Origin of the sequence: Pseudomonas farris, assembly GCF_019145235.1 — a bacterium.
Classification (GTDB): Bacteria; Pseudomonadota; Gammaproteobacteria; order Pseudomonadales; family Pseudomonadaceae; genus Aquipseudomonas; species Aquipseudomonas farris.
Genome location: NZ_JAHSTV010000002.1, coordinates 549,362 through 561,080 on the forward strand (window position 1 = coordinate 549,362; position 11,719 = coordinate 561,080).

The window sequence follows — 11,719 nt, forward strand, 5'->3', positions numbered from 1 at the left end:
TACCCTCGACATGCAATTATTTCAAATAATTACACAATGCTTAAGTGCTAGCATTTGAACAACAACCCCGGCACTCCCTTCATGACAGATACCTGTTGCGCAATACACCTCATTGTTTGCGCGGCATTGAACTTATGAGTCACAGGTAAATAATGATGACCGCTACCCATGATCAGGCAATGAACTATGTTTATCAGCAAATGCTGCAGCGTTTGCTGGGTTTTTTCTCTCGCGCCGAGCGCACGGCATTGCAATTGATGATTCAGCGCCTGGTGATGTCCGCAGGAGGTATGGAGCGTATCGGCGACTACAAGGTGCTGGCGATGCAGTCCGGGTCCCGCGACAGCTGCTACACCCTGGCGCTATTGCGTGCCGCGCAACTGAGTATCGCTGGCCGCGCACCGGCGACGTTTCAGCTGCGAGTGGCGACCTTACGCTTGAATGGTGTGGACTCGACGGCTCTGGAAAACATCCATCGCAGCTGCAGTGCGTTGTTTCTCTACGACGATCCCCGGGTCGAAGTGTTGATGGTCGATAATCGTGAAGTCCTGCCGTTCAACCATCTGGCGTCGATCTCCGAAGCCGGTCGCGAGTCGAATCGGCTCAATCTGCTGATGGTCGGGCACCGCCGTGCCTGGAACGAGCCGCTTGATCTGTGGGATGACGGGTACCTGGCGACCGGCGAGTTTTACGGACAAATCGCCCGCTGGGACAAAGGTGTCGATGCATTGGTCAGTAGCGATACGCCTCGTCGGCAGAAGCAGTTCCTCGAGGGGTTGAACCGTGCAGCGGCCAAGGCCGGGCTCAAGGCACCGGACCGTCATGAAACCGGCTACGAGGGGCTGTTCGCGCGGCTCGATGAATTGGGCTGCGATTGCTATAGCGAGTTTTATCCAGAGTCTGCCCAGGCGCCGTGGCGTCCCGCCGAGCGTTTTGAAGCGTGTCGCCGCACGATCTTCATCGATATTCACGACATGCTGGTCAGCAACCTGGAAGAGCGCTGGCCATTGCTCACCGATTTCCTCGGGTTTCAACCTGACGAGTTGTCGGCTCAGCTCAGTGATAACGACTACGTCAGCCTGTCGATATCCGCGCATATCCGTGGCTTGCAAGCGTGCTTTGTACACGGTCGCGCCTACGAGACGGGCGTCAGCGAGTATGTGCAGCGGGCGCTGGTGATGATGCGGCGTAAACACGTTCCAGAGCGCTTTTGCGAACAGGCCATGAAGACGTTCGGCAACCCGATGACAATGACTGACCAGCGCGCATTGGCAGCGGCTGAAGCACAAAAGAACCTCGGTCTGAGCGAGGCTCAACTGGTGTGTCTGCTGTTCGCGCCTTTTGTCGATAACGGCGCGGCGCTTGAGCATTTTCTTCGTCAGTGCCATCCCGGCATGCTCGTGGCGTTGCCGGACTTGCACCGGGCAATGCAGGGCGGCCCGGCACCCGAGCAGGTTCTGCAGTGGATGGTGGATGTCAGCGGGTTGCCCGTGAGTCTGATCGGTACGCTTTACCGCATGGCCCCGGTGGTTCGGGATGAGGGCAGGGGGCTCGGCACGGAAAGCGGCGAGGTGGGTGTGCAAGCTGAAGTCGTGGAACCTGACCGTGAAACGAGCGTGGCTGGCGAATGGTCGACGGGGCGGTGAAAGTGCCAGGTTTGACGGATTCAGCAAGGATGCGTCACGACGTTCGTAGCCTGTTCGGCCATTACCCATGAAAGGACCACGAGATACCGATTTTGCCTACCAGGCGGTGTACCGTTACCTGACTAACCTGATCAATGAGCCGGGCAGTGACGTGCAAGTGCGCCTGCCTTCATTGCGACAGTTGGCGCACCGCCTGAGTGTGTCGATCTCGACCATTCAGTACGCCTATTCGCTGTTGGAGAAGGAAGGGCGCGTCTACTCAGTGGCCAAGTCCGGCTACTACGCTCTACCCGTGTCCTCAATCGGCATACCCGGCAGTGGCAAGGACCTGCTCGAAACGGTTTATGTCAACGCCAGGCGTCCCGGCATGCTGGTGCTGAGCGCCGATGAGCCGGCGTCATTACAACCCCTGGATAGCCCGTTGCTGTTGCTGGAGAGAGAGCTGCTGCGCCAGTACCCACGCCAGCCACAACCGTCTTCACAACCCTGCGGCGAGCTGGAGCTGCGCACAGCCCTGGCGGCGCGCTACACCACTTCGCCGACACGCTGCTGGCATGCCGATGATGTCTATATCGGCGCCGACCTGCGGGGAGTCCTGGAAATATTGATCGCCGCTCTTGGCCTCAAAGACGCTGTGATGGTAGTCGAATCACCGTGCGACTGGGGCATTCTGCGTCTGCTCAAGGATGCGGACGTGCGGGTGATCGAGCTGCCGTTGCAAGCCGATGGTGGTCTGGATCTGGAGCAGTTGAAGGAACTGCTTGAGACCGAGCAGGTGCGACTGGTGATGCTTTCATCGGGGCTGAACATGCCACGAGGCAGTGTGGCGCCTGACAGCAACAGGCAATCCGCCGCACAGCTGCTGAAGCGACATGGCAGCTGGGTACTGGAAAACGATTGCTATGGCGAGCTTGAGTTCGAGCCGAACGGCCTGCGATTTCGCGATCTGCTGGACCCGGATCGGCTGATCGTGTTTTCCACATTCGAGAAATTCATCGGGTCGGAGGCGCCCTTCGGCTATCTGCTGTCGCGACAAATGCGTGCCAGATTGCAGCGGCACTTTTTGCTGCGCGCTTTCCGTTTGTCGCTGATCCGTCAGAAAGCCATTGCGCGGCTGTACAGCAATGGACGCATCGATCAACACCTGCTGGTGTTGCGTCGACTGCTCAAGGAACGCATGGTGCAGATGACTCAGTTGCTTGAAGAGCGCCTGCCCGATGCGCTGTACTTCGTTGAACCCCAAGGCGGGGCGACGATCTGGATCCGCTCGTTGCGCCAGGTCGATGTACATCGAGTATTCGAGCGTTTGCTCAAGCAACATGTGGTGATTGCGCCGGGGGAGCTGTTCAGCCTGCAGGGCCTGCATGGGCAGCATTTGCGCCTGAGTCACACCTTCGGGGGGCATCACGACCTCACCGACGCGCTGGGGCTTTTGGGGGATGCCTTGCGCCTGGAATCGATCGACTGAGCCGAGGCGCCAACCCTCCTCGGTACCTGACAATTGATAACGTCGCGCCAGGAGCAAACTGTCAGTAAACTGCGTTCTATTCCCGAACCACTCTCTCTCAGAGGTTTTGCATGACACTCAGTCCTTTTGCGGGCAAACCGGCACCGGCAGAACTGTTGGTCGACATCCCGCGACTGGTGACGGCCTATTACACCGGCCAGCCCGATGCAGCCATTTCTACCCAGCGCGTCGCCTTCGGCACGTCCGGACACCGAGGTAGCTCGTTCGATCTGAGTTTCAACGAATGGCACGTTCTGGCCATCAGTCAGGCGATCTGCCTGTACCGCGAAGCCCAGGGCATCGACGGTCCGCTGTTCGTCGGCATCGACACCCACGCGCTGTCCACGCCGGCCGGTGCCAGTGCCCTGGAAGTCCTGGCGGCGAACGGCGTGACGGTGATGATCGCCGAAGGCGATGAGTACACGCCGACGCCGGCCATTTCCCATGCGATTCTTTGCTACAACCGTGGGCGCACTTCGGGCCTGGCAGACGGTATTGTCATCACGCCGTCTCACAACCCGCCACAAAGCGGTGGCTACAAGTACAACCCTACCAACGGCGGCCCGGCCGATACCCACATCACCAAGTGGATCGAAGCCAAGGCCAACGAGCTGCTGGCGGCCAAACTTGCCGGCGTCAAACGCATCAGCTACGAGCAGGCCCTGAAGGCCAGCACCACCCATCGTCACGATTATCTCAACACCTATGTCGCCGACCTGATCAACGTGATCGACTTCGACGCCATCCGCGATGCGAAGCTGCGTCTGGGCGTCGATCCGCTGGGCGGAGCAGGGGTGCGCTACTGGTCGGCGATTGCCGAGCACTATCGCCTGGACCTGGAGGTGGTGAATAAACAGGTTGATGCGACATTCCGTTTCATGACCGTCGACTGGGACGGGCAGATCCGCATGGATCCATCGTCCAGCCACGCCATGCAAGGGCTGATCGGTCTGAAACAGCGTTTCGACGTGGCCTTTGCCTGTGACCCGGATCACGACCGCCATGGCATCGTGACTCCCTCCGGTGGTTTGCTGGCACCCAACAACTACCTCGCAGTGTCGATCGATTACCTGTTCCAGAACCGTCCACAATGGCGCGTCGATGCGGCCGTGGGCAAAACCGTGGTCAGCAGTGGCTTGATTGATCGCGTTGCCAAACGTCTGGGCCGTCGCCTGTACGAAGTGCCGGTCGGCTTCAAATGGTTTGCCGACGGCCTGTTCGACGGTTCCCTCGGTTTTGGCGGTGAAGAAAGTGCTGGCGCGTCGTTCCTGCGCAAGGACGGCAGTGTCTGGTGCACCGACAAGGATGGCTTGATTCCGGCATTGCTGGCCGCCGAAATGACCGCTCGCACGGGCCGTGACCCTAGCCAGGCCTATCGCGCGCTGACCGATGAGCTGGGCGAACCTTTCTCGGTACGGGTCGATGCCAAGGCAAACCCTGAGCAGAAAGCGCTGTTGAGCAAATTGTCGCCAGACCAGGTCACCTCGACTCAGTTGGCGGGCGAAGCGATCCAGAGCATCCTCAGCCATGCGCCGGGCAATGACCAAGCCATCGGTGGTCTGAAAGTCATGACCGAGAACGGTTGGTTCGCGGCGCGTCCGTCGGGCACTGAGGATATCTACAAGATCTATGCGGAGAGCTTTGTCAGCGACGACCACCTCAAACAGTTGGTGGCGGAAGCTCAGACACTTGTGGATAGCGCTATTTCTGCGAAGTGATTGAGGGCCCCCTCGCCACAACGGCTATACGTAAAAAAAGGGGCGACCATTAACGGTCGCCCCTTTTTTTGCCTTGCAATTACCTCATCAAGCCACATCCACCAACACAATCTCACTGTCCTCAATCGCGGTCACGCGCAACACCTGCTCATCGGCAATCGCAACACCGTCTCGAGCTTGTGCGCGCAAGCCATTGATTTCAATAACGCCGGTTGCGGGAACCAAATAAGCACGACGGCCGCTGTCCAGGTGATACTCCGCGGACTCGCCAGCCTTCAGATTCGCCGCCACCAGACGCGCATCGGCACGAATGTGCAGGCTTTGATCGTCGCCAGCCTTACCGCTGGCCAGGGTCACGAAACCTTCGCGCTCGCCTTTGGGGAACGGCTTGGCGCCCCACGACGGTGCCGAACCGGCTTCGTTGGGGATGATCCAGATCTGAAAGATCCGGGTCTCGGTCGCTTCCAGGTTGTACTCACTGTGAGCAATCCCGGTGCCGGCGCTCATGACCTGCACGTCGCCCGCTTCGGTACGGCCCTTGTTGCCAAGGTTGTCTTGGTGGGTAATCGCGCCTTCACGAACGTAAGTGATGATTTCCATGTCGCGGTGCGGGTGTTGCGGGAACCCGGTTCCGGGGGCAATCACATCGTCGTTCCACACCCGCAGGTTGCCCCAGTTCATGCGTTTGGGATCGTGGTACTCGGCGAACGAAAAGTGGTGATGGGCATCCAACCAGCCATGGTGTGCGCCACCCAGCGAGTTGAAAGGTCTGAGTTCAAGCATGATCGTCTCCTGAAAAGGTTCGTCATGGGGCAGAACGCCTGAGCCACAAACGAGAACCGGTGGTTGATGGCGAGCATCATCTATCAGGCACTAATCGATAAAAAGCGTAAAAAATGCCTCAATACAATCGAATTAGTTGATCTCAAATAACCTCGAAATATTCTCATCCAGCCTTCACTTCATCGCATAAGCCAATGACCTGTAAGCATTTCACTAGAACTCAACGGCAAATGCAGACACCATAGCCCTCAACAGCCTCACACCCTGGAGTCCGTCAGCGTGCCGCAACACACCCCCGATCTTCCCCCCGAACTTCGCCCCTTGGCTGAGATGCCTTTGTTCAAGCGCCTGGCCGCCCGGTTCTTTGGCCATGGCCTTACTCGGTTGCGTGCGCAACACCGTGCCTCTTGGCTGCACGGCCAAGCCGACGGTTTTCGCAGCGGCCACAGCGCCGGCGTGGAGTACGGCTATAAGGAAGGCAAACTCGAGGGACTGGAGGAAGGTCGGCAGGTCTTGTTGATTCGCGACTCGCGCTCGACCGAGCATCGACCACCCAACGTCGATGACAATCTGTTCGACGATTGGCGCCTGCCATTGAGTGCTGAGCTGAAGAAGCGCATGAAGGCCGACGTGGCGCGACTGCTGCCCGCGTATGCCCAACCGAGCGCAGCCCAATGGAAGATGATTTTCAGCGACACACCGTCGACCTCGGTGATCGCCGGGGCGGGCGCGGGCAAGTCGACTACCCTGGTGCTGCGAATTCTGCTGCTCAACCACTACCTGGGGTTTGAGCTGAGCTCTATGACCGTGGTGACCTTCACCCGCGAATCGCGCAAGGACTTCATCAATAAACTGATCGAGCTGTTTGCAGTCTGGGGTCGGGGAATCAGCCTTAAAGAAGCGCGCGATCTGGTGCGCACTTTCCATTCGCGCATCCTGCCGATGGTTCGCAGTCTGCCGGGTTTCGAGCGGCTACAAGCCTTCGAAAACCTCAGTCACCGCGTGCAAGGCGGCGACGAAGAGGTCGACAGCAACCCCTTCGACCTTCGCATCAATGACGCCCAGCGTCAGCAACTCAACGCCTGTTATCACAGCCTGCACACCCGCGATGAACGTTTCCGCGAACTGATCAAACCTTTGTCGCGTCATGCCTTGCAGCTCAAAGAGCTGGAGCGTGATCACCCGGACGTGCAGAAACGCATGGCGGTGACTGAACTCGCCGCCAAGCGCGATGAAGAACTGTGCGACACCATCGAGGACTTATGGTTTCGCGCCGGTGCCTGGCCGATCAAGGGCATCGAGCCGAATCGTCAGACCTTCGACATCAACGGCTCGACCTTTCATTGCCACGGCTACATTCCGACGCTCGACGCCTGGGTGGTGCTGGGTTTCGATCCCCGGGAAAATCCCCAGGTCAGCCGTCCAAATGCCAAACTTTCAGTGCGCGCAGAATGCGCGGTAAAGCGCACACTGTTTCAAGCTTTCTGTCGTAAGCCTTTGATATGGATAGACAGTTATGAGTCTTCAAAACGTGTTTTGGCCTCTCTTGCCGGAGACGCCAGCGCCGGGCCGGGTTTCGATTACAAGGTCAAGGGCGAGCTCGGCTCCGCGCCGTTGTTGGACTGTTTTGTCGCGGCGGCCGGGTTTATTGAAAACCTCGGCCTGGATGTGCCGAATGCCGTGGGCCAGATGAGTTTCGCCAAGGACGACCCGGACCGGTTCTTCTTCGAGGCCTTGAGCCTGTTCTGGCGAGCGCTGGAAGATCATCTGCTGGATCAATCGCCACCGGTGATGACCTATAACCGGATGTTCGCCTTGTTCAGCGAACATTCGCCGGAGAACCTCAAGCTGCTGAGCGATGAGTTGCTCAGGCCAATGTCGCACCTGATGATCGACGAGTTTCAGGACGTGTCACCGCAGATCGTTTCGTGGATTCGCGCCAGCCTGGCGGAGATCCGCAGCCGCGGACCGGCCATGCATGTGGGGCGCGGCGCGCAGCGTTCGTCATTGCTTTGTGTCGGTGATGACTGGCAGTCCATCTATGGCTGGCGCGGCAGTTCGCCGACTTACTTCATGGAGTTCAACAAGGAATTCCCGTCGCCGAGCACGACCAAAGTGATGCTCAGCGACAATTACCGCAGCCATCAGCACATCATCGACGCGGCGGAGCATATTGTCCGCGCGGCACCGGCGATCGCCGGCAAGAAGGCCAAGGCCAGTGGTGAACCCAAGGCGCTGTTGCCAGTGAATGTTCTCGACCGGGATGACCAAGGCTTGTCCCAGCGGCTGATCGAGCACTACAGAAAAGGCGATTCAATCTTGATGCTTTATCGAAAAAGCAGCGATAAGTCATTGATAGAGGAGCATATTCAGTCTGTAGTTAATGTAGATTCTAACTTGCCGTACGACGCTCGACGACTCAAACAACTGACCTATCACAGCGCCAAAGGCCTGCAGGCTGATGCGGTGTTTTTGCTGGGCGATTGCCAGCACCTGACCAGTTCACCCTACAAAAATCAGGTCTATCGCATGGCCGGGCTCGGCAAGGCTGGCGACAGCGAAGCTTACGACAGCGCACAGAAAGACGAGATTCTGCGACTGGCTTACGTGGGCATCACCCGGGCAGTCAGCCATTGCTACTGGTATGTCGATGGCCAGGATACCTCGGCTGCGAACATGCCCAAGGCCTCCGACCGGATCGGCAAAGGCAAGGCGTTCTTCGCGGATCACCGCCAAGGAAAAGTCTCTGCCTGACCCCTGAAGCTGTTCACTGAAAATCTTGAGTCAGAAAAACCTGTGGCGAGCAAGTTCGCTCGCCACAGAGACATTACCGACTGGCTGCGAAAAGTTGCGGGGGGCGCAATCCCGGCCTAAGGTCCAAGGCGAGGCTTTGCTTGCGACTGGCGCGCAATGATTCGCCGCAGGTCGCTGTCCATCCAATGCGGATACATGCAGCGAGGTGACGACATGCCGAACGACTCCCGTCCCGCCGTGCTCGAACTGATCGGCAATACGCCGCTGGTACGCGTCAGCCGCTTCGATACCGGCCCGTGCACACTGTTTCTCAAACTCGAATCGCAGAACCCCGGAGGCTCGATCAAGGATCGCATCGGCCTGGCAATGATCGACGCCGCCGAGCGCGATGGGCGCCTGCGCCCCGGCGGCACCATCGTTGAGGCCACCGCTGGCAATACCGGTCTGGGCCTGGCCCTGGTCGGCCGGGCCAAGGGTTATCGGGTGGTGTTGGTGGTGCCGGACAAGATGTCCACCGAGAAAGTCCTGCACCTCAAGGCGATGGGCGCTGAAGTGCACATCACTCGCTCCGATGTCGGCAAAGGCCATCCCGATTATTACCAGGACGTCGCTGCGCGGTTGGCACAGGAAATTCCCGACGCCTTCTTCGCCGATCAATTCAACAACCCGGCCAACCCGCTGGCGCACGAGTGCAGTACCGCCCCGGAAATCTGGGCGCAGACTCAGCATGATGTGGATGCCATCGTTGTCGGCGTCGGCTCGGCCGGCACGTTGACGGGGCTGACCCGTTTCTTTCAGCGCGTACAACCGAATCTGGAAATGGTGCTGGCCGACCCGGTCGGCTCGGTGATGGCCGAATACAGCCGCAGCGGCACCTTGGGTACGCCCGGTTCCTGGGCGGTGGAGGGCATTGGCGAAGACTTCATTCCGTCGATTGCCGACCTGTCCAGCGTGCGTAAGGCCTATTCGATCAGCGACGAGGAAAGCTTCGATCATGCCCGCCAATTGCTGCGCGCCGAAGGCATTCTCGGCGGCTCCTCGACCGGCACATTACTGGCGGCGGCACTGCGTTACTGCCGCGAACAAACCGAGCCGAAGCGGGTGGTCAGTTTCGTCTGCGACACCGGCACCCGCTACCTGTCGAAGGTCTATAACGACCAGTGGATGAATGATCAGGGGCTGCTTGCGCGCAAGCGCTACGGTGATTTGCGAGACCTGATCGCGCGGCGCTTCGAGGATGGCCGGGTGGTCAGCGTGGGGCCGGACGACACTTTGCTCACCGCTTTCCAGCGCATGCGCCTGGCGGATGTGTCACAACTGCCGGTGCTGGTGGGCGGGCAGCGGCTGGTCGGCGTAATCGATGAGTCGGACATTCTGCTTGGCGTGCACGAAGACGCTTCGCACTTCCGAATGCCGGTGAGCAGTGCGATGACTGACAAGCTGGAAATCCTGCCGCCCGGCGCCAGTCTGGCCGAACTGGAGGCGAAGCTCGACCGTGGATTGGTGGCGATGATCGCCGACGACTCGGGTTTCCATGGGCTGATTACCCGCGTCGACATGCTCAATTACCTGCGGAGATCCCTTGCATGAGTCAGCACGATGAAACCGCCAAGCCACGTGCCTTCGCCACCCGTGTGATTCATGCCGGACAGACGCCGGACCCGTCCACCGGGGCGCTGATGCCGCCGATTTACGCCAACTCCACCTATCTGCAACAGAGCCCTGGTGTGCACAAGGGTTTCGACTACGGGCGTTCGCACAATCCGACGCGCTTTGCGCTGGAGCGTTGTGTGGCGGACCTCGAGGGCGGTACTCGGGCCTTCGCCTTCGCTTCCGGGCTGGCGGCGATCGCCAATGTGCTCGAGCTGCTCGATGCTGGCGCCCACATCGTCTCTGGTAATGACTTGTACGGCGGTACATTCCGGCTGTTCGACAAGGTGCGCCAGCGCAGTGCCGGGCATCGTTTCAGCTTCGTCGATCTGACAGACCTGACGGCATTCGAAGCGGCGCTTCAGGATGACACGCGGATGGTCTGGGTCGAGACGCCGAGCAATCCTTTGCTGAGTCTCACTGACCTCGCCGCCGTCGCGCGCACCTGTCGCGAGCGAGGCATCATTTGTGTGGCCGACAACACTTTCGCCAGCCCGTGGATACAGCGTCCGCTGGAGCTTGGTTTCGATATCGTGCTGCACTCGACGACCAAGTACCTGAACGGTCACTCCGACGTGATCGGCGGCATCGCGGTGGTCGGGCAGAACACTGAATTGGCCGAACGCCTGGGTTTCCTGCAGAACGCAGTGGGGGCTATTGCCGGACCGTTCGACGCTTTTCTCACATTGCGCGGGGTGAAGACCCTGGCGCTTCGCATGGAACGTCACTGCAGCAACGCGCTGGAGCTGGCGCAATGGCTGGAGCGTCAGCCACAGGTGGCGCGCGTTTACTATCCGGGCCTGCCGTCACATCCACAGCACGAACTGGCGCGGCGGCAGATGCGCGGATTCGGCGGGATGATTTCCCTCGACCTGAACAGCGACCTGGCTGGCGCCAAGCGTTTCCTCGAGAGTGTGCGGATCTTCGCCCTGGCCGAGAGCCTGGGCGGGGTGGAAAGCCTGATTGAGCATCCGGCGATCATGACCCATGCCAGCATTCCCGTCGAAACTCGCGCGCAGCTGGGCATTGGCGATGCGCTGGTACGTTTGTCAGTGGGGGTCGAGGATGTCGAAGACCTGCGCGCCGATCTGGCACAGGCCCTGATGCAGATCAGTTAAACCCAATCGATGTGGGAGCGGGCTTGCTCGCGAAGAGGGAGTGTCAGTAAGCATTAATGTTGCCTGACACACTACATTCGCGAGCAAGCCCGCTCCCACAGGTTTTGTGAAACGCTGACCGTCAGGCATAACTTCTGAGGGCCTGCGGTGGAATGAACGTCTCCAGCTCATCTTCAACAGCTTCGATAATTCGTTCTACATCTGCTGCATTCATGACCGTTGCGCAAGGAATGCCGGCAATGGCGATCATGGTTTCGCCACTGGCGCGATCGAACAGCCGCGCAACCATACTGCCCGGTGCATCCATGGTGGCTTCGAAACCCATGGGATGAAAATGCCAGCGCATCAGCTGGCAGGCATTTGGAAAAGTGACTTTGCTGAAGGACCCTTTATTCATGTGTTGCCCACCTTATTCATCGAGCGCTTCCTTTAGCTCATGTTAGGAGGGAAGAACCTTCAATGGCTCAACCGGTGACTGTCTTTAAAAGTAGCATCCAGATGTGAAAATCATGTGGATTTTTTCAGTCCGTTTGGCGATTGGTT

8 protein-coding genes are annotated in these 11,719 nt (G+C 59.1%); 6 read left to right on the plus strand and 2 right to left on the minus strand.

From position 1 onward, the window contains the following. Window positions 1-155: 155 nt before the first annotated feature. The 3 genes from KVG95_RS05705 (at window position 156) to pgm (ending at window position 4,871) form a co-directional block, all read left to right on the plus strand. A complete protein-coding gene (locus tag KVG95_RS05705; protein ID WP_217854853.1) occupies window positions 156-1,646 on the plus strand; it encodes a hypothetical protein in 1,491 nt (496 codons plus the stop codon). 67 nt (window positions 1,647-1,713) lie between these two features. Further along, complete coding sequence (locus tag KVG95_RS05710) at window positions 1,714-3,114, plus strand: aminotransferase-like domain-containing protein (protein ID WP_217854854.1); 1,401 nt, start codon at window positions 1,714-1,716, stop codon at window positions 3,112-3,114. A gap of 110 nt (window positions 3,115-3,224) precedes the next feature. Next, entirely contained in the window at window positions 3,225-4,871 is a 1,647-nt protein-coding gene (gene pgm, locus KVG95_RS05715; protein ID WP_217854855.1) for a phosphoglucomutase (alpha-D-glucose-1,6-bisphosphate-dependent), read from the plus strand. An 87-nt stretch (window positions 4,872-4,958) separates the two neighbouring features. Here pgm and KVG95_RS05720 read toward each other — a convergent pair whose 3' ends face one another. Continuing rightward, a complete protein-coding gene (locus KVG95_RS05720) occupies window positions 4,959-5,654 on the minus strand; it encodes a pirin family protein (protein ID WP_052963329.1) in 696 nt (231 codons plus the stop codon). Window positions 5,655-5,933: 279 nt separating this feature from the next. Between KVG95_RS05720 and KVG95_RS05725 the strand changes: the two genes are divergently transcribed. From KVG95_RS05725 to KVG95_RS05735, 3 genes are all read left to right on the plus strand, one after another. Continuing rightward, a complete protein-coding gene (locus KVG95_RS05725; RefSeq protein WP_217854856.1) occupies window positions 5,934-8,408 on the plus strand; it encodes a UvrD-helicase domain-containing protein in 2,475 nt (824 codons plus the stop codon). A 213-nt stretch (window positions 8,409-8,621) separates the two neighbouring features. Then, on the plus strand, window positions 8,622-9,998 hold the full coding sequence (locus tag KVG95_RS05730) for a pyridoxal-phosphate dependent enzyme (RefSeq protein WP_052963516.1): 1,377 nt from the start codon (window positions 8,622-8,624) through the stop codon (window positions 9,996-9,998). Next, a complete protein-coding gene (locus tag KVG95_RS05735) occupies window positions 9,995-11,176 on the plus strand; it encodes a cystathionine gamma-synthase (RefSeq protein ID WP_217854857.1) in 1,182 nt (393 codons plus the stop codon). Before KVG95_RS05730 ends, KVG95_RS05735 begins: the two co-directional genes overlap by 4 nt. Before the next feature lie 121 nt (window positions 11,177-11,297). Here the strand turns inward: KVG95_RS05735 and KVG95_RS05740 are convergent, their stop codons facing one another. Continuing rightward, window positions 11,298-11,573 (minus strand): DUF1652 domain-containing protein, encoded by a 276-nt coding sequence (locus KVG95_RS05740; protein ID WP_095631396.1) that lies wholly within the window; start codon window positions 11,571-11,573, stop codon window positions 11,298-11,300. Between the last annotated feature and the right edge of the window lie 146 nt (window positions 11,574-11,719).

Bases quoted from the DNA above. Each gene is read 5' to 3' on its own strand.
- KVG95_RS05705 (WP_217854853.1), top strand. From the start codon at position 156: ATGACCGCTACCCATGATCAGGCAATGAACTATGTTTATCAGCAAATG.
- KVG95_RS05710 (WP_217854854.1), top strand. From the start codon at position 1,714: ATGAAAGGACCACGAGATACCGATTTTGCCTACCAGGCGGTGTACCGT.
- pgm (WP_217854855.1), top strand. From the start codon at position 3,225: ATGACACTCAGTCCTTTTGCGGGCAAACCGGCACCGGCAGAACTGTTG.
- KVG95_RS05720 (WP_052963329.1), bottom strand. From the start codon at position 5,654: ATGCTTGAACTCAGACCTTTCAACTCGCTGGGTGGCGCACACCATGGC.
- KVG95_RS05730 (WP_052963516.1), top strand. From the start codon at position 8,622: ATGCCGAACGACTCCCGTCCCGCCGTGCTCGAACTGATCGGCAATACG.
- KVG95_RS05735 (WP_217854857.1), top strand. From the start codon at position 9,995: ATGAGTCAGCACGATGAAACCGCCAAGCCACGTGCCTTCGCCACCCGT.
- KVG95_RS05740 (WP_095631396.1), bottom strand. From the start codon at position 11,573: ATGAATAAAGGGTCCTTCAGCAAAGTCACTTTTCCAAATGCCTGCCAG.